Below are 17,213 nucleotides of genomic sequence, written 5' to 3'. Positions count from 1 at the left end.
CCTGGCTGTGCGTCAGCTGTGACCGTCGGCGGGCAGGGTGATCACGAACCGGGTATCGCCGGGCACACTGTGCAGATCGATCGTGCCGCGGTGCGCTTTCACCACTGCCGCGACGATCGCCAGTCCCAGTCCGGTGCTGCCGCCGCGCCGGGAGCGCGAGGAATCGCCGCGGGCGAACCGCTCGAAGACCTCCGGCTGCAACGTTTCCGGGATGCCGGGGCCGTCATCGGTGACCGCCAGCACAGCGGCGCCATCGCTGCGCATCGAGACCGAGGTGGTGACGGTGGTGCCTGCCGGGGTGTGCACCCGGGCGTTGGTCAGCAGATTGGTCAGCACCTGATGCAGACGGGCCTGGTCGCCGGTGACCTGCACCGGGTCATCGGGCAGTTCCAGGGTCCACTCGTGCTCGGGCCCCGCGGCATGGGCGTCGCTGACCGCGTCGGCCACCACCCGGACCAGATCCACCGGGGCCCGTTCCAGCGGGCGCCCCTCATCCAGGCGGGCCAGCAGCAGCATGTCCTCGACCAAGGTGGTGAGGCGCTGGGTCTCGGATTCGACCCGGCTCATCGCGTGCGCGACATCCTCGGGAAGTTCATCTCGTTTACGTTGTGCCAATTCGGTGTAGCCGCGGATGGCCGCCAGCGGGGTGCGCAGCTCATGGCTGGCATCGGAGACGAACTGCCGGACCCGGGTCTCGCTGGCATGGCGCGCGGACAGCGCCCCGGCGATGCGGTCCAGCATCCGGTTCAGCGCCGAGCCCAGCTGACCGATCTCGGTGTGCGCGCCCTCCGGATCGACGAGCACGATCGGGGTCGGCAACCGCACCTCACCCTTGTCGAGTTCCAGATCGGCGACATCGCGTGCCGCTGCGGAAACCTTTGACAGCGGCTCCAATTGGCGTCGGATGATCCAGATCCCGACGGCGGTGGCGGCGGCCAGCGCGACCGCCGAGACCACGCAGAACATCAGCAGCACCCACCACAGGGTTTCGTCGACGACGGTGGTGGGCAGCCCGACGACGACGCGGTGTCCGCCGTGGCGCAACTGTCCCGCTATCACCCGGTACGAGCCCAGCCCGTCGAGGTCGATGGTGACCGGGGTGCGGTCGGGCGCCACCTGGGCCAACTGCGCGGATGCTGCCGCGCTGATATCGGCGGTGGCACCTTCGGAGGTGATCACACCGCCGTCGATCTGGATTCCCTGGTCGCTGCGCTCCTGCCCGCCGCCACGGCCCCCGGGCCCGATGACCGCCCCGACGGTATTGATCGCCTGCCCCGGTGCGTTGAGAAACCCTGGTCCCGGCCCCTGCTCGGGATCGAACCGGAACCGGATCTGGGGCGCGGGACTGCCCGGCGGCGGGGGTGGCAGGTGGAACGGTGGTGGCAGTTCCATGATTCCGGCCGAGCGGCGAGCCGCTTCGACGAGTTGGGTGTCGAGCTGTCGCATCAGGAAACGCTGCAACGCGAATTCGGTGGCCACACCGATGGCCACGCAGACCAACGCCAGCAGGATCACCTGGGTGACCAGCAGCCGCATCCGCAGCGACCAGGTGCGCGGTGCGAGCAGGCGGCTGCTCATCGGATCAGCGCGGCGGACGCAGGACGTAGCCGGCGCCGCGCAGCGTGTGGATCATCGGTTCGCGACCGCTGTCGATCTTCTTGCGCAGATACGACACATAGAGTTCGACGATATTGGACCGGCCACCGAAGTCATAGCTCCACACCCGGTCGAGGATCTGCGCCTTGCTCAGCACCCGTTTGGCGTTGCGCATCATGAACCGCAGCAGCTCGAATTCCGTTGCGGTCAGCGAAATCGGCTCACCCGCCCGGGTCACCTCGTGACTGTCCTCGTCGAGCACCAGGTCCCCGACGACGATCTGGGCGTCGCCGGCATCGTTGGCCACCCCGGTGCGGCGCAGCAGCGCCCGCAGTCGAAGCACGACCTCTTCGATGCTGAACGGTTTGGTCACGTAGTCGTCGCCGCCCGCGGTGAGTCCGGCGATCCGGTCCTCGAGCGAGTCCTTCGCCGTCAGCAGCAGCAACGGCAGACCGGGTTGCATCTCGCGCAGTCTGCGCAGCACGTCGAGCCCACTCATGTCCGGCAGCATCACGTCGAGGACCACCACGTCCGGCGGGTTGTCGCGCGCCAGTTCGATGGCGCCCGCCCCGTCACCGGCCGTCGCGATGTCCCAACCCTCGTAGCGCAGTGCCATCGAGACCAGCTCGGCCAGCACCGGCTCGTCATCGACGACGAGAACCTGGATCGGCCTGCCGTCGGCGCGGTGCATCACCGCGCGTGCCGGTGCCTCGTGGGACGTCATGTCTCCATTATTGGCACTGCGGTGGGCGGACCCTGTGCCGTTCCTATGCGCAAGCTGTGAGATTTACGCTCATCGCCCTCCGATGTCCCGCACAGCCTGCGCCCAGCCGTGTCGGTCAGGGTGGGCGGTATGGCAGGCGAGTGGAATCCACGTCAGACGGTGCTGGCGGTGGTGGTGGCGGCGGTTATCGGCGTTGTCGGCGGCGGGGCGATCTACGCGGCGACCGACGACCCGGACCACAGCGGTGGGCCGGGCGGATTCGGTCCGCCCGGCCCACCGCCGCGGTCACAGAGCAGATAGCGGTCAGGGTGCCGGTGCCACGGTGGTGGTCGTGGTGTAGGTCGGGGTCTCGGCCTCCAGGGTGGGCCCCTCGGTGGGCGCCTCCGTCACCTCGGTCACGATGCCCGGCACCGTCGGCTCGGGTAACGCCGGATCGGCGCTGAACGTAGTGGTCTGGACGACGGAAATGCCGGTCATGGCCAGTACTGCACCGACGCCCGCGCCTGCAAACAGCAGCTTCAGTTTGTTCGATGTCATGCCGGGTGGGTTACCCCTACCCCCGGGCATGAAACCCAGGCCGCGTGAATTCACCTTCGGTTTACACAGCGAAAAGGCCGGGCGGATGTGATCCGGCCCGGCCTTCCCGCGGTGAGTGATCAGGTCCCCGATTCGTCGGCTTCCCGCGGTGCGGTGGTCACATCGATGTTGTCGCCGGGTGCCAGCGGCTCGGTGGTCTCCGGCGCGGTGACACCCGGACCGGGGCCCGGCGGGGCCGGATCGGCGCTGAACGTGGCGCCCTGAACCACGGAAACACCCGCCATGGTCAGCATCGCACCGACGCCGGCGCCGGCACACAGCAGCTTCAGTTTGTTCGATGTCATGACACTCGGCTACCCGCCCGGTCCGTCACGAAAACGCGCCGTTCGCCGGCGTCGGCGCACCAGCGGCGCGTCCATCTCCTACCCTGTTCCGCATGCAGCCCAGCAGCGGATCCATCGGATGACCCGGTTCCTGGCGCGCCGGCTGCTCAACTACGTCATCCTGCTGGCGCTGGCCTCGATCCTCGCATTCACGCTGACATCGCTGACGTTCTCCCCACTGGACAGCCTGCTGGAGCGCAACCCGCGCCCGCCGCAGGCGGTCATCGACGCCAAGGCCGCCGAGCTCAACCTCGACAAGCCGATCCCGGTGCGTTACGCGGACTGGGTGTCCGGAGCCGTCCGCGGCGACTTCGGCACCACCGTCACCGGACAGCCGGTCACCGACGAACTGTGGCGCCGCATCGGGGTGAGCCTGCGACTGGTGCTGATCGGGTCGGTCATCGGCACGATCATCGGGGTCGTGGTCGGCGCCTGGGGCGCCATCCGGCAGTACCGTTTCTCCGATCGCGCCATCACCGTGGCCTCGCTGCTGATCATCAGCGCCCCCACGTTTGTGATCGCCAACCTGCTGATTCTCGGTGCGCTGAAGGTGAATTCGATACTCGGGCTGCAATTGTTCGAATACACCGGGGAGACGTCCCCCGATGCGGTGGGCGGGTGGTGGAACCAGTTCGTGGACCGGATACAGCATCTGGTGCTGCCGACGTTCACGCTGGCGCTGGCCTCCATCGCCGGGTTCAGCCGCTACCAGCGCAACGCCATGCTGGATGTGTTGGGGCAGGACTTCATCCGCACGGCGCGGGCCAAGGGACTCACCCGCCGCCAGGCGCTGTTCAAACACGGCCTGCGCACCGCGCTCATCCCGATGGCCACCCTGTTCGCCTACAGCGTCGGCGGGCTGTTCACCGGTGCGGTGTTCGTCGAGAAGATTTTCGGTTGGCACGGCATGGGCGAGTGGGTCATTCAGGGCATCACCACCCAGGACACCAATATCGTGGTCGCCATCACCGTCTTCACCGGCGTCACGATCCTGCTCGCCGGCCTGCTCTCCGATGTCGTCTACGCCGCCCTCGATCCACGGGTGCGTGTGGGATGACCGATACCGAGTACCGATTCGTGTCCCGGCGCACCCTGGTGCTGCGCCGGTTCCTGCGCAACCGGCCCGCCGTCATCTCCCTGGCGGTGCTCGCCCTGCTGTTCATCAGTTGCTGGGCGCTGCCCCCGCTGCTGCCCTATTCGCACACCGATCTGGACTACTACGCGCTGCAACAGCCCCCGACGACGGTGCACTGGTTCGGCACCAACTCGATCGGTCAGGACCTGCTGGCGCAGACGCTGCGCGGCATGCAGAAGTCGCTGCTGATCGGCGTGGCCGTGGCATTCATCTCGACCCTGATCGCCGCCACCGTCGGTGCGATCGCCGGGTACTTCGGGGGCTGGCGCGACCGCGCCCTGATGTGGATCGTCGATCTGCTGCTGGTCGTTCCCAGCTTCCTGCTCATCGCGATCGTGACGCCACGCATCCGCGAGTCCGGCGGCAGCGTGCTGTGGCTGATCGTGCTGCTGTCGGGGTTCAGCTGGATGATCAGTTCCCGCATCGTGCGCGGCATGACGATGAGCCTGCGGGAACGCGAGTTCGTCTCCGCGGCACGGTACATGGGCGTTTCGAACCGGCGGATCATCGTCCGCCACATCCTGCCCAACGTGGCTTCCATCCTGATCATCGACACCGCCTTGAACGTCGGTATCGCGATCCTGGCCGAGACCGGGCTGAGCTTTTTGGGGTTCGGCGTGCAGCCACCCGATGTCTCACTGGGCACCCTGATCGCCGACGGCACCCGGTCGGTGACGACATTCCCCTGGGTGTTCCTGTTCCCCGCCGGTGTGTTGGTGCTGATCGTGCTGTGCGCCAACCTGATCGGTGACGGTCTGCGCGACGCGCTCGACCCGGCAGCCCGACCGCGGCGGCGGCGCTCATGACACTGCTCGAAGTGCGCGACCTGCGGGTCGAGTTCCCCACCGACACCGAAACCGTGGCCGCCGTCCGTGGGCTGAACTACCACGTGAATTCCGGTGAGGTGGTCGCGCTGGTCGGCGAGTCCGGGGCGGGCAAGTCGGCCGGCGCAATGGCGGTCATCGGTCTGCTCCCCGAGTTCGCCGAGGTGTCCGGTTCGGTTCGGCTGCAGGGCGACGAGCTCATCGGGCTGCCCGACGCGCAGATGTCGCGCATCCGCGGCGCCCGGATCGGCACCGTCTTCCAGGATCCGATGTCGGCGCTGACCCCGGTGTACACCGTCGGCGATCAGATCGCCGAGGCCATCCGGATCCACCGGCGCGATATCGGCGCCCGCCAGGCCCGGACCCGCGCGGTCGAACTGCTCGAACTCGTCGGCATCGCCCAGCCCGACCAACGTGCCCGGGCGTTCCCGCACGAATTGTCCGGTGGCGAGCGGCAACGCGTGGTCATCGCGATTGCCATCGCCAACGACCCCGATCTGCTGATCTGTGACGAACCCACGACGGCGCTCGATGTGACCGTGCAGGCCCAGATCCTCGACGTACTGCGCACCGCACGCGATGTCACCGGTGCCGGCGTGCTGATCATCACCCACGATCTCGGGGTCGTCGCCGAATTCGCCGACCGCGCATTGGTGATGTACGCCGGCCGGGCGGTCGAGACCGCGCCGGTCGCCGAGTTGTACCGCAACCGCCGGATGCCCTACACCGCAGGGCTGCTCGGGTCGGTGCCCCGCCTGGACGCACCCCGCGGTGAACGCCTGGTGCCCATACCGGGTGCGCCCCCGTCCCTGGCGGCGCTGCCGCCGGGCTGCCCGTTCACCCCCCGCTGCCCCCTGGTGATCGACGCCTGCCACACCGCCGAACCCGAACTCGTCACGGTGGGCCCGGCCCACCAAGTCGCCTGCATCAGACACCAACAGGTCCGCGGGCGCAGCGCGGCCGATATCTACGGGGTGCCGCTCACACCGCAGGCGGATCCGGCCGAAGACAGCGGTGAGATCGTGCTGCGGGTGCGCGATCTGGCCAAGACCTACGCCCTGACCAAGGGTGTGGTGTTCCGCCGCCGGGTGGGCGAGGTGCGCGCAGTCGACGGTGTCAGCTTCGACCTGCATCAGGGCCGCACCCTGGGCATCGTGGGCGAGTCAGGGTCCGGCAAGTCCACGACACTGCATCAGGTTCTAGAGCTGACCGCCCCGCAGTCCGGCACCATCGAGGTCCTCGGCACCGATGTGGCGAAACTGGACCGGCCGGGCCGGCGGCTGCTGCGCGGCGATCTGCAGGTGGTCTTCCAGGACCCGGTCGCCTCATTGGACCCGCGCCTGCCGGTACTCGATGTACTGGCGGAACCATTGCGCGCCAACGGTTTCGATCGCGCAAGAGCCGAAGAGCGGGTGGCCGAACTACTCGGCCTGGTCGGATTGCGCCGCGAGGACGCCGGACGCTACCCGGCGGAATTCTCCGGCGGGCAGAAGCAACGGATCGGCATCGCCCGGGCATTGGCGCTGCAACCCAAGATCCTGGCGCTGGACGAGCCGGTGTCGGCGCTGGACGTGTCGATCCAGGCCGGCATCATCAACCTGCTGTTGGACCTGCAGGAGCGTTTCGGGCTGGCGTACCTGTTCGTCTCCCACGATCTGTCGGTGGTGCGGCACCTGGCCCACCGGGTGGCGGTGATGCACAAGGGCCGCGTCGTCGAACAGGGTGACAGCGAGCAGGTGTTCGGCGCTCCGCAACACGAGTACACCCGTCGCCTGCTGTCGGCGGTCCCCCGCCACCAGCCCGATCCCGGTTAGAGTCTGGACGCATGAGTGCGATTTCACGTCTGCTCGCGGTGGGCGCAGCGGTGACGCTTGCCCTGACCGGTTGTTCGGCCCCCGACACCTCGGTGCCGTCGGCCGGAGGTAATGCCGAGATCGGCGCGACCGCGGACATCAACCCGCAGGACCCGACCACCCTGCAGCAGGGCGGCAATCTGCGGCTGGCGCTGACCGGCTTCCCGCCCAACTTCAACTACCTGCACGTCGACGGCAACCTCGGCGAGCTCGGCAGGATGCTGCGGGCGACGCTGCCCCGCGCCTTCGTCATCAAGCCCAACGGCGAGATGACGGTCAACAGCGACTACTTCACCAGCGTCGAACTCACCAGCACCGAACCGCAGATCGTCACCTACACGATCAACCCCAAGGCGGTCTGGTCGGACGGCTCACCGATCACCTGGGAGGACATGGCCGCCCAGATCAACGCCACCAGCGGCAAGGACAAGAGATTCCTGTTCGCCTCGCCCAACGGCAGCGAGCGGGTGGCCTCGGTGACCAAGGGGGTCGATGAGCGACAGGCCGTCATCACCTTCGACAGGCACTTCGCCGACTGGCGCGGAATGTTCGCAGGCAACGCAATGCTCGCGCCCAAGGCGGTGACCTCGGACCCGGAGGCGTTCAACAAGGGCTTCCTCAACGGGCCGTCGGTGTCGGCGGGACCGTTCACCATCAGTACCGTCGACCGGGGTGCGCAGCGAATCATCTTGACCCGCAACCCGAAATGGTGGGGAACACCGCCGCTGCTGGATTCCATCACCTACACCGTGCTCGATGACGCCGCAGTGATCCCGGCGCTGCAGAACAACGCCCTGGATGCGGCCGGGCTGGCCTCGCTGGACGATCTGGAGAACGCCAAGCGCACCGCCGGTGTCACGATCCGGCGGGCGCCGGCGCCGAACTGGTACCACCTGACCATCAACGGCAACCAGGGCGCGATCCTGTCCGATCCCGGCCTGCGCACCGCCGTCATGAAGGGCCTCGACCGCCAGGCCATCGCCGCGGTCACCCAGCGCGGGCTGGCCGACAACCCGACATCGCTGAACAACCACATCTACCTGGCCGGTCAGGAGGGCTACCAGGACAACAGCGTGCCCTTCGACCCGGAGGCGGCCAAGAGCGAACTCGACGCGCTCGGCTGGACGCAGAACGGCCAGTTCCGCGAGAAGGACGGCAAGCAGCTCAAGATCCGCAATGTGTTCTACGACGGTGCGAGCACCCGCGCGGTCGCCCAGATCGCGCAGAACCAGCTCGCCCAGATCGGCATCAACCTCGAGTTGGTGCCCGCGCCCGGCGGTGCGCTGTTCCCCGACTACGTCACCATCGGGAACTTCGACATTGCCCAGTTCGCCTGGGGCGGTGATGCGTTCCCGCTGGCCAGCCTCACCCAGATCTACGCGGCGCAGGGCGAGAGCAACTACGGCAAGATCGGCAGCCCCGAGATCGACGCCAAGATCGAAGAGACGCTCTCCGAGCTGGACCCGGCCAAGGCACGCACTTTGGCCAATGAGCTCGACAAGCTGATCTGGACCGAAGGCCACAGCCTGCCGCTGTTCCAGGCCCCGGGCAACGTCGCGGTCCGCAGCACCCTGGCGAACTACGGCCCCAGCGGTATCGGGGACGTCAACTTCTCGGCGATCGGATTCATGAAACCCTGATCCGCGACACGATCCGCGGCACCGCCGCCGGCAGTGTCGATTCCAGGGCGGCGGCCGCCGAGATCACGGTGATCGCGGTCCGCACGAGCGGGTTGACGGGCAGATTGTCCAGTTCCACGCCGCGGTCGGCCAGGGTGTGCACCGCCCCGATCCGCAGCGCACCGATGACCTCCAGCGCCGCCCGCTCCCGGGTGTCCAGCACGCTGTGGCCGGCGGTGGGCAAGGTCACCAGCGTGGCGCCGGGGATGAGATCAGCCACCTGACGCGCCACCGCGGGCGGCGTGGTGAGGTCCCGGCCACCCGACAACACCGCGGTGGGCCAGTCGAATTCGGGCATCGCCGCGACGAGGTCGAACGGCTCACGCTCGAATTCCTGGGCCGGTTCGTGGATTTCCCGCATCACCACCGACGGATCCAGCGGTAGCCCGTCGGGCTCTCCGGCAAAGTTGAGTTCGCGGAAGGCGATACGCCCCACCAGATCGTCCTCGTGCCGATACGGTGTCTTGCGCTGGGTGATCCGTAATGCCCTGCTCAGTCCGGCCCACAGCAGCGTGCGCCCGTGCAGCAGCAGGTCGAGCTGGCGGTTGAGCAGACCGACGCCCCCGTACTCGTACACCATGCTGGCGACCTGAGCTGATCCGTCGAGCCTCATCCCCTCATCGGCGAGCGTGCGGACCTTGAGTGCCAGATCGGGGGCCGGATCGTCGGTGTCTTCGGGGGCGTCGGTGCCGTCCCAGAGCAGCCCGCGGATCGCCGTGCGCATCTCGTCGATATCGCCGGCCGACAGCACCGGGCCGTCCAGCACCATCCCGGCGACCCGGCCCGGATGCCGCACACCGACGCCCGCCGCGATGTAGGAGCCGTAGGAGCTGCCGTAGATGTGCGCGGTCTCGACCCCGGCATCGTCGAGCACCGCGGCGACATCGTCGACCACCTGCTTGACCGTGATCGCCTCCGGCGGCAGGTCCACGCCGGCGTCGTCGTGGCGGGACAGCCCCACCCCGCGATGCTCGATCATGATCACGTCGAAGCCCGCGGCGGCCGCGTGCCGCCGGAACGCCCGGTACGGCGCCACCGACGCGAGCCCCGGGCCGCCGGGGATGACCACCACCGGGTGGGCCGTCTTGCGGCCGACACGCACGTAGTACAGGTCGAACGCCGCGTGATGCGGGTCGGACACCGCGTCCCCGGCACGGGTCACCGGCCGGCGGATGGGGCGCACGCCGGGCAGGGCGGCCAGCTTGTCGTGGGCCTTGCGGCGCTTGGCGGACATCGTCATCACCCACCATTCTGCCCCGCGCCCCGAACGGCCACACCCTGAGCATCCACCGGGTGACTCTCAGGATCGCGGTGATCGCAAGCAGTGCGGCCCGGTGGGTGCCACCAGTACAAATGGTCGACATGACAACCGTCGCACACAACCAGCGCATCCTGCCCGGGACACCCGAGTGGAAGGATCTGCTGAGCAGTATCGGCTCCGGATCCCGAGACCGAGACCTCAACGACGAGAACCCTTTTGATCAGGTCGCCGCCCTCAAGCGCGCCGGCTTCGGCACACTACGACTTCCTGCCGAGTTCGGTGGCGCAGGACTCACTGTGCCGCAGATGTTTTCCGCGGTGATCGATGTCGCGCAGGCAGATCCCATTGTCGCGCACATCTTCCGCGCCCACTTCTGGTTCGTCGAGGAGCGGCTGCGCTCGCAGTCGCGCAGATGGCTCGACCTGGTGTCCGAGGGCAAGATCTTCGGAAACGCGTTCAGCGAGAAGGGCACGCAGGCCGTCGGCAGCCTGGTCTTCAACACCCGGCTGCTCCCCAACCCGGCCGGTGGTTTCCGGCTCGACGGCGAGAAGTTCTACAGCACCGGCACGCTGTTCTCGGACTACCTGACCACCACCGCGACCACCGATCACGACTCCGTGGCCGTCGTGGTGGTGCCCGCAGACCGGCCCGGCGTCAAGATCATCGACGACTGGGACGGGTTCGGGCAGCGCCGCACCGGTACCGGGACCACCACCTTCACCGGTGTCAGCGTCTCCGAGGACGAGGTGCTCAGCGACAGCCCCTATGACGCCGAGCCGGTCCCGACGGTCCAGTACGCGTCGCTGCAGCTCTACATCCATGCCGTGGTGGCAGGCATCCTGGCCAATGTCGTCGATGACGGGGTCGACCTGCTGCGCTCCCGGGAGCGCAGCTTCAGCCATGCGCTGGCCGAACGCCCCGCCGACGACCCGCTGCTGCAGCGCCAGCTCGGCGAACTGGCCTCGGTGGCCTACATCGCGCGCACCGCGGTGCTGGACGCCGCCGAGGCCATCGGCGCGGCCACCGAGTCCGAGGTCGACGGTGTGCCGGACGCGGCGCTGGCCGCCGCGGCGCAGCTGAAGGTGGCCAAGGTCAAGGTGCATCTGGACGATATCGCGCCGATCGCCGCCACCCGCCTGCTGGAGCTGGGCGGCGCGAGCGCGTCCAGCCGGCAGCGCAACCTGGACCGGCACTGGCGCAACATCCGCACCATCACGCTGCACAACCCGGTGGGCCTCAAGGCGCGCGTCATCGGGCAGAACCTGCTGCACGGCACCCCGATCCCGGCCAACGCCTACTTCTGATCGCCACAATCGGCGATTTCGGCGTGATCCGCTGCGGTAGGCGCAGCGAATCACGCCGAAATCACAAGGAGAGACCATCCATGACCAAGCAACTGCACCTCGGCGGTTTCCAGATCGCCTCCCAGGTCACCCACAGCCACGCCGCGTGGCGGCACCCCGGCAGCGATACCGACTTCACCACCCCGGAGTACTACCACCGCATCGGCCGCATCCTGGAGCGCGGCAAGTTCGATTTCGTGTTCTTCGCCGACCTGCTGGCCGCCCCGGCCCAGTACGGCGCCGACATCACCGAGCCGCTGCGCCGCGGCACCCAGGCCACCGCGACGCTGGACCCGTCGATCGTGGCCGCCAGCATCGGCGCGGTCACCTCGAAGCTGGGCGTGGCGATCACCAAGTCCGCGACCTACTTTCACCCCTACGAGCTGGCCCGCATCTTCGCCAGCCTGGACCACATCACCCGCGGACGGGTCGCCTGGAATATCGTCACCTCATTGACGGCCAGCGAGGCACAGAACTTCGGCCAGGACGACCACCTGGACCACGAGTTCCGTTATGAGCGGGCCGACGAGTTCGTGCGGACCGCGCTGGAGCTGTGGTCGTCGTGGGATCCGGATGCACTGGTGGTGGACAAGGCCACCGGGGTGTTCGCCGACCCGGACAAGATCCGCCGGGTCGACCATGAGGGCACGTTCTTCCGCACCCGCGGTCCGCTGAACGTCCCGCGCTCACCGCAGGGCCGTCCGGTGCTCATCCAGGCCGGCTCATCGAACACCGGACGGGATTTCGCCGCCCGCTGGGCCGAGGCCATCTTCGAGATCGACCCGACGCCGGAGGGCCGCCGGGCCTACTACGACGACATCAAGTCGCGGGCAAGCAATTTCGGCCGCAACCCGGACGGTGTGCTGATCTTCCCGGCCTTCATCCCGTTCATCGGCGAGACCGAATCCATCGCCAGGGAGAAGCAGGCTTTCCACAACGAACTGGCCGATCCGATCTCCGGGCTGATCACGCTGAGCGTGCACACCAATCACGATTTCTCGCGGTACGACCTGGACGCACCGGTGGAGGACGTCCAGGTGACCGGCACCCAGGGCCTGTTCGACACCGCCCGTCGCGTCGCCAACCGGGACAACCTGACCCTGCGCGATATCGGCAAGTGGTACGCCCAGGGCGTGCTGCTGCCCCAGTACGTCGGGACCGCGTCGCAGGTCGCCGATCAGATCGAAGAGTCCTTCACGTCCGGCGAGGCCGACGGTTTCATGGTGTCGGCGGCCCAAAGCCCGGGCACCTTCAACGATTTCGTCGACTATGTCGTCCCCGAACTGCAGCGTCGCGGCCTGTTCCGCACCGAGTACACCGGCGACACCCTGCGGGATCATCTCGGGCTGAGCGCGCTGCCCGCCGGGGCGACGGTGGATGACCTCCAGGCGACAGCAGGGGTGGCGGACGCCGTCGCCTAGTGGAGGTTCTGCCCCGACACGCCGCCACCGACGGTGAAACTCTCGAGCCATGCTTGTTCAGCAACATGTTGTCAATCGCTGCCAATTCGCGAAAACGCCCACGTACTGCACCGTTGTTGCGATGATGTTCGGCATCGACGAAACCAGCGAGGGTTCCGCGGACCGACAACGAGGGGCACACCATGCCGGCTTTCATCCGAGGATTGGCGGTCATCGCGGCGGTTTCTGGCGCCGCGGTGGCGTTGGCGGGACCGGCATCGGCAGATCCGCTGACCGGGACCTACACCCGGGTGATCGATGGAACGCCGATGGCGTCCACCGCAACGTTCACACCGTGCGGCCCGGACTGCATGCACCTGCAAACCGGTGGCTCCGTTGCCTTCGACCTGCACCTGCAGGGCGGCAGCACGTGGACGGGCAGTTACGCCCTGAGTTCCGGTTCGGTCTGCGCAGTCACTCTGGACAGCAGCACCCTGCGCGAGGTCGACACGTGCGAGGGCAAACCGCCGCTCAACCTGTTCTTGACGCAGGATTTCTAGACCGCCCCATCACTGACCCCGGTCGGGTCGAAGCCGCGGTCTACGCGGTCAGCTCGATCAGCCGCGCGTCCTCGATGCCCGCGTACCGATCCGGGCTGCAGGTCAGCACGATGACCTGGCCGTCGCCGCCGACCGAATCGAACACGGCGGACATCCGGGTGAGCCGGTCCGGGTCGGTGAAGCCCAGCGCATCGTCGATGACGACGGGCACGGTGTCCTCCTTGGCCACCAGCGAGGCGCATGCCAGCCGCGCCACGATGCCGATCTGCTCCTTCGCCCCGCCCGACAGCGATTCGTAGCCCACGGTCCGGCCGCCCAGGGTGCGGCTGCGGATGGTGAGGTCGGTGTCGATGTCGACCTCGAAGTCGGCACCGAACACGATGCGGCCCAACCGTTCGATCTCGTCGCGGAACGGCGCGACATAGCGTTGACGCGCGGATTCGCGGTGCCGCAACATCACCGTGCGCAGTGTCTGCGCGGCGCGGGCGCGCCGCTCGATGCGCAGGTATTCACCGTGGGCATGCTCGCGTTCGGTGTGGGCGGCATCGAGGGTGCCCTTACGCCCCTGCGTCCCATAGAGTTTGAGCGTTGCGCTGAGTTCGGTGATCGCGGTGGCGGCGGCCTCACGCTCGCGCAACAGCCCCTGTAGGGAGCGATTTGCCGCGTCGAGTTCGGCGGCCACCGTCTCCGGGTGCGCGGCGGCCAGCTCGCCGTCCAGGCGGGTGACCTCGGTGCCCGCCCGGGCGGCCTTCTCGGCAGCCTCTTCGGCTACCAGGCTGAGCTGGTCATCGGATGCGGTGAGCCGTTCGGCGACCAACCGCGCGTTGGCCGCCTGCAGCTCGGACTGCGCGGTGCCGAGCTTCTCCCGCAGCACGCTCGCGGTGACGGCGGCGTCATTGCACGCGGTGACCGCAGCGGCGGCGAGCGCACGCTGCACGTCGGCGTTCTCCGATGCCGCCCGGTGCGCCGCGCGGGCCGTTTTCAGCGCGGCGCGCGCACTGTCGGTGTCCCCGGCGACCACCGGTTGTCCGGCAGTCAGTTCGGCGTGCCGGGCACGCAGCTGCTCGGGGGTCTCATCGCCGGTGAGCGCGGCGATGGTGGCATGCAGCCGGTTCTGCGCGGATCGCAGTTCCCGCCGGCGGGCGTCCATTTCGCGCGCGTCGTCGATGTTGTCTGCCCCGGCACGCCGCAGCGCCTCGGAGAGGGCCTCTTCGGCGGCGACCAGGGTGGCGTGGGTGTCGAGCGCGTCGGCTCCCGGCACCACCCGGGCCCGCAACAGCCCGGGCAGCTCGATTCCGGTCGGGGCGCCGACGCTGGCCGACCAGTCCTGGCCTGCAGCGAGGTCGACGGTCTGCTCGCCGACCCGCAGCCGCACGTCGGCCAGTGCGACGAGTTCGATATGGGCCGAGGCGAGTTCGGCCTGATCGGCCGCCCGCTGCACGGCGCGCCCGGCGGTCTCGATCTGCTGCATCAGCGCATCGGTGATGGTGTTGCCGACCAGCTCGCGGTCCACGTCGGCGAGTTCGGCTGCGGCACTGTCGAGCTTGCTCAGCTGGACGGTGAGCCGCGCCGCCTCGTCTCGAGCGATCAGCGCGGCCAGGTCGGCGCGTGCGTTCTCGACTGCGATGGCGGCGGTGTCCGCGGCGGCGCATGCCTGCTCGGCGGCGATCTCGGCGGCCTCTTTGGCCTGCTGGGCCGCAGCATGGGTTCGTGCGGATTCGGCGGCCACGGCAATCAAATCCGCTGCGGACTTCGACCTTTCGTCGATCGCGGCGCGCAGTCGGCGGCGCTCGTTGACCGCCGCGAGCGATGCGGTGTGGGTGGCGGTCGCGGCCTCGGCGACCACCCGGGCGGTGTCGCGTTCGCGGGTGAGCCGTGCCACGGCGGCGGCTGCCTGCTGCGCCGCGGTCGCGCGCACCTGGGCCGCCTCGACCTGCGCGACGGACGCGGCCAGCTGCGTGGTCAGGGTGGCATGTCGCAGCACGGCCTGTTCGACCTCGGCGACCGCAGCGGCGCTGCGCACCACCTCGTCCTCTGCGGCGCGCAACCGACTGGTCGCCGCGGCCCAGGAACCGGTCGGGCGTCCGGTCGGGGTGAAATAGGTCAGGTACTCGACTTCGATCCGGTCCACCAGCAGCGGATCGGCATCGCCTGCGACATCGTCGGAGGAACCGGCGGCGACATCGAGCGCGCGCGACAAGGCGTCGCAGCCGGACAGGTCCACCGGCGCGGTGGCCGAGGCCTGCAGCACCCGCTGTGCCTCCCACAGCGCGGTGTCGAGCGTCTCGGACAGGATGGCCAGCACCCGGTCGTGCGCCTCGTCGCCGGTGAGTTGCTGGCGTTTGGGCGCCATGATGGTCAGCTCCGTCTCGGCGCGCTTGTGAAAGCGTTTGCGGTACACGAAACGGTAGGGGCCCGTGGATATTTCGGCGACCACCTCGGCACCCACATCGGCGTGGGTGGGTTTGACCGCCTTCACCTCTTTCTTGGTGGAGCGATCCTTGATCGTCAGCAACAGGTCCAGTGCCTCGATCATCGACGACTTGCCGATCTCGTTGGCGCCGCTGATCACCACGACACCGCGGTCGGGGAACTCGATCTCGCGGTGGGCCACCCCGCGGTAATTGGTGAGTACCAAACGATGCAGCTTCATGCGACGTTGCCCTCCAGGTGTCCGCCGGACAGGCGGAGCAGCAGCGCGAGCGCCGATCGGGCGTCCTCGGCCTCGGTGCCGTCGGTGCGCGCGGCATCGACCAGCTCCTGCACCGCGCCGGCGGCGAACCCGCCGATCGACAGGTCGTCGAATTCGCCGTCGGCGGGCAGCACCACGATGTCGGAGTGCCGCTCCCACAACCGCAGCGAGGCGAACACCCGCGCGTAACGGTCCAGGCAGGCGTCCAGCTTGGCCTTGTCGGTGACGGTCAGCGAGCCGGTGAGCACCAGTTGCACCACGGTGCGTTCCTTGTCGGGCAGCTGATCCAGATTGACGTCGAGCCCGGCGATATCGCGGTCATCGTTCACGTCGTGGCGCAAGGTGAGGAAGCGCCAGCGCCCGACCCGGCGCGCGGACACCTGGACCGGGTGCGCCGGATCGTGCTCGTCGACGTCGACGACCAGGACGTGCCCCGGGTCGGTCTCGATGTCGTCGTAGTTGGTGACCTCCGGGGAACCGGAGTACCAGACTCGGCCGGTGGCGCCGACCGCGGTGCGAGAGTGCTTGTCCCCCAAAGCCACATAGTGCACGGCACCACGATCGATGGTGGCCTCCAACCCGGCCAGCCGGATCAGCGACGGTTTTCCGGGATCCGGGTCCAGGATGTCGACCCCGCCGTGCGCGACCAGGATGCGCACCGTGCCGTCGGCAGGCAGGTCGGCGCTCACCGCGGCCGCCAGATCGGTGGTGGGCGACTTGGAACGCCAAGGCGCGGCGACGATCTCCAGCCCGGGCCGCACCTCGAAGGCACCGTCGCGGTCCAGCACGGTGACATTGTCGGGGCATTCGTCGAGAAACAGCGTGCTGGTGTACACCGAGCCGGCGTCGAGCTGATCATGGTTGCCCGGCAACAGATACACCGGAACGCCGATGGCCCGCATGGCCTCCAGCGCCAGGCTCACCTCACGCGGAGCCAGCTGGTTGTCCTCGAAGACGTCACCGGCGACGACGACGAACTCGGCGTCCACCTCCGCTGCCAGCGCACCCAGACCCGAGACGGCGTCACGACGGGCGGCCGCGTAGCGCGACTGTGCCTCACCGCCACCGGCACTGAGGAAGTGCCGGGTCATCCCGAGCTGCCAGTCGGCGGTATGGAGAAAGCGCATCTCAGCACTCCTTTCCGGGTCGGTGATCGTCGTTCGTGGAGAGTGTAGGTCCGCTGTCCGACAAGTCCGGGGACGTGCGTCGGCATGGCCTAACCTCAG

General features: G+C 68.4%; 15 protein-coding genes. 8 read left to right on the top strand and 7 right to left on the bottom strand.

Going from position 1 to position 17,213, the window contains the following annotated elements:
* Nucleotides 1–12 precede the first annotated feature (12 nt).
* Entirely contained in the window at nucleotides 13–1,578 is a 1,566-nt protein-coding gene (locus tag ASE48_RS04900; RefSeq protein WP_057165892.1) for a sensor histidine kinase, read from the bottom strand.
* 4 nt (nucleotides 1,579–1,582) lie between these two features.
* Nucleotides 1,583–2,287 carry a response regulator transcription factor gene (locus ASE48_RS04895; protein ID WP_057166006.1) on the bottom strand — a complete coding sequence of 235 codons (705 nt, stop codon included), beginning with the start codon at nucleotides 2,285–2,287 and terminating at the stop codon, nucleotides 1,583–1,585.
* A 162-nt stretch (nucleotides 2,288–2,449) separates the two neighbouring features.
* Here ASE48_RS04895 and ASE48_RS04890 point away from each other — a divergent pair, with 162 nt between their 5' ends.
* Entirely contained in the window at nucleotides 2,450–2,620 is a 171-nt protein-coding gene (locus tag ASE48_RS04890) for a hypothetical protein (protein WP_156409045.1), read from the top strand.
* 3 nt (nucleotides 2,621–2,623) lie between these two features.
* Here the strand turns inward: ASE48_RS04890 and ASE48_RS04885 are convergent, their stop codons facing one another.
* A complete protein-coding gene (locus ASE48_RS04885; protein ID WP_057165890.1) occupies nucleotides 2,624–2,857 on the bottom strand; it encodes a hypothetical protein in 234 nt (77 codons plus the stop codon).
* 119 nt (nucleotides 2,858–2,976) lie between these two features.
* Nucleotides 2,977–3,201 (bottom strand): hypothetical protein, encoded by a 225-nt coding sequence (locus ASE48_RS04880; protein ID WP_057165889.1) that lies wholly within the window; start codon nucleotides 3,199–3,201, stop codon nucleotides 2,977–2,979.
* A gap of 118 nt (nucleotides 3,202–3,319) precedes the next feature.
* On the opposite strand from ASE48_RS04880, the gene ASE48_RS04875 reads away from it, so the two are divergent.
* From ASE48_RS04875 to ASE48_RS04860, 4 genes are read left to right on the top strand one after another with little or no spacing between them, the layout of a single operon-like run.
* Nucleotides 3,320–4,297 (top strand): ABC transporter permease, encoded by a 978-nt coding sequence (locus tag ASE48_RS04875; RefSeq protein WP_057165888.1) that lies wholly within the window; start codon nucleotides 3,320–3,322, stop codon nucleotides 4,295–4,297.
* Nucleotides 4,294–5,181, top strand: a complete 888-nt coding sequence (locus tag ASE48_RS04870) for an ABC transporter permease (protein ID WP_057165887.1) — start codon at nucleotides 4,294–4,296, stop codon at nucleotides 5,179–5,181. Before ASE48_RS04875 ends, ASE48_RS04870 begins: the two co-directional genes overlap by 4 nt.
* Nucleotides 5,178–7,013, top strand: a complete 1,836-nt coding sequence (locus ASE48_RS04865) for a dipeptide ABC transporter ATP-binding protein (protein WP_057165886.1) — start codon at nucleotides 5,178–5,180, stop codon at nucleotides 7,011–7,013. The genes ASE48_RS04870 and ASE48_RS04865 overlap by 4 nt, the downstream gene beginning before the upstream one ends.
* Before the next feature lie 11 nt (nucleotides 7,014–7,024).
* Nucleotides 7,025–8,692, top strand: a complete 1,668-nt coding sequence (locus tag ASE48_RS04860; RefSeq protein ID WP_057165885.1) for an ABC transporter family substrate-binding protein — start codon at nucleotides 7,025–7,027, stop codon at nucleotides 8,690–8,692.
* On the opposite strand, the gene ASE48_RS04855 is transcribed toward ASE48_RS04860, so the two are convergent.
* Nucleotides 8,679–9,971, bottom strand: coding sequence for an alpha/beta fold hydrolase (locus ASE48_RS04855; RefSeq protein ID WP_057165884.1), 1,293 nt, complete (start codon nucleotides 9,969–9,971; stop codon nucleotides 8,679–8,681). The two genes, ASE48_RS04860 and ASE48_RS04855, sit on opposite strands and share 14 nt — an antisense overlap.
* Nucleotides 9,972–10,024: 53 nt before the next feature.
* Here ASE48_RS04855 and ASE48_RS04850 point away from each other — a divergent pair, with 53 nt between their 5' ends.
* From ASE48_RS04850 to ASE48_RS04840, 3 genes are all read left to right on the top strand, one after another.
* Nucleotides 10,025–11,296 carry an acyl-CoA dehydrogenase family protein gene (locus ASE48_RS04850; protein WP_442928684.1) on the top strand — a complete coding sequence of 424 codons (1,272 nt, stop codon included), beginning with the start codon at nucleotides 10,025–10,027 and terminating at the stop codon, nucleotides 11,294–11,296.
* Nucleotides 11,297–11,376: 80 nt separating this feature from the next.
* The gene (locus tag ASE48_RS04845) at nucleotides 11,377–12,756 is read left to right on the top strand and encodes an LLM class flavin-dependent oxidoreductase (protein WP_057165883.1); all 1,380 of its coding nucleotides are present in this window, start codon (nucleotides 11,377–11,379) and stop codon (nucleotides 12,754–12,756) included.
* Nucleotides 12,757–12,938: 182 nt separating this feature from the next.
* Nucleotides 12,939–13,295, top strand: coding sequence for a hypothetical protein (locus tag ASE48_RS04840; RefSeq protein WP_057165882.1), 357 nt, complete (start codon nucleotides 12,939–12,941; stop codon nucleotides 13,293–13,295).
* Nucleotides 13,296–13,335: 40 nt separating this feature from the next.
* Here ASE48_RS04840 and ASE48_RS04835 read toward each other — a convergent pair whose 3' ends face one another.
* Nucleotides 13,336–15,948 (bottom strand): AAA family ATPase, encoded by a 2,613-nt coding sequence (locus ASE48_RS04835; protein WP_057165881.1) that lies wholly within the window; start codon nucleotides 15,946–15,948, stop codon nucleotides 13,336–13,338.
* Nucleotides 15,945–17,114, bottom strand: a complete 1,170-nt coding sequence (locus tag ASE48_RS04830; RefSeq protein ID WP_057165880.1) for a metallophosphoesterase family protein — start codon at nucleotides 17,112–17,114, stop codon at nucleotides 15,945–15,947. Before ASE48_RS04830 ends, ASE48_RS04835 begins: the two co-directional genes overlap by 4 nt.
* Nucleotides 17,115–17,213 lie beyond the last annotated feature (99 nt).

This window comes from Mycobacterium sp. Root265 (assembly GCF_001428895.1).
Lineage (GTDB): Bacteria > Actinomycetota > Actinomycetes > Mycobacteriales > Mycobacteriaceae > Mycobacterium.
Note: the sequence above shows the minus strand (reverse complement) of the source record. Positions and strands in the feature narration are given on the sequence as shown.

Coding starts and splice junctions, on each gene's coding strand:
- ASE48_RS04900 (WP_057165892.1), bottom strand. CDS start 1,578: ATGAGCAGCCGCCTGCTCGCACCGCGCACCTGGTCGCTGCGGATGCGG.
- ASE48_RS04895 (WP_057166006.1), bottom strand. CDS start 2,287: ATGCACCGCGCCGACGGCAGGCCGATCCAGGTTCTCGTCGTCGATGAC.
- ASE48_RS04890 (WP_156409045.1), top strand. CDS start 2,450: ATGGCAGGCGAGTGGAATCCACGTCAGACGGTGCTGGCGGTGGTGGTG.
- ASE48_RS04885 (WP_057165890.1), bottom strand. CDS start 2,857: ATGACATCGAACAAACTGAAGCTGCTGTTTGCAGGCGCGGGCGTCGGT.
- ASE48_RS04880 (WP_057165889.1), bottom strand. CDS start 3,201: ATGACATCGAACAAACTGAAGCTGCTGTGTGCCGGCGCCGGCGTCGGT.
- ASE48_RS04875 (WP_057165888.1), top strand. CDS start 3,320: ATGACCCGGTTCCTGGCGCGCCGGCTGCTCAACTACGTCATCCTGCTG.
- ASE48_RS04870 (WP_057165887.1), top strand. CDS start 4,294: ATGACCGATACCGAGTACCGATTCGTGTCCCGGCGCACCCTGGTGCTG.
- ASE48_RS04865 (WP_057165886.1), top strand. CDS start 5,178: ATGACACTGCTCGAAGTGCGCGACCTGCGGGTCGAGTTCCCCACCGAC.
- ASE48_RS04860 (WP_057165885.1), top strand. CDS start 7,025: ATGAGTGCGATTTCACGTCTGCTCGCGGTGGGCGCAGCGGTGACGCTT.
- ASE48_RS04855 (WP_057165884.1), bottom strand. CDS start 9,971: ATGACGATGTCCGCCAAGCGCCGCAAGGCCCACGACAAGCTGGCCGCC.
- ASE48_RS04845 (WP_057165883.1), top strand. CDS start 11,377: ATGACCAAGCAACTGCACCTCGGCGGTTTCCAGATCGCCTCCCAGGTC.
- ASE48_RS04840 (WP_057165882.1), top strand. CDS start 12,939: ATGCCGGCTTTCATCCGAGGATTGGCGGTCATCGCGGCGGTTTCTGGC.
- ASE48_RS04835 (WP_057165881.1), bottom strand. CDS start 15,948: ATGAAGCTGCATCGTTTGGTACTCACCAATTACCGCGGGGTGGCCCAC.
- ASE48_RS04830 (WP_057165880.1), bottom strand. CDS start 17,114: ATGCGCTTTCTCCATACCGCCGACTGGCAGCTCGGGATGACCCGGCAC.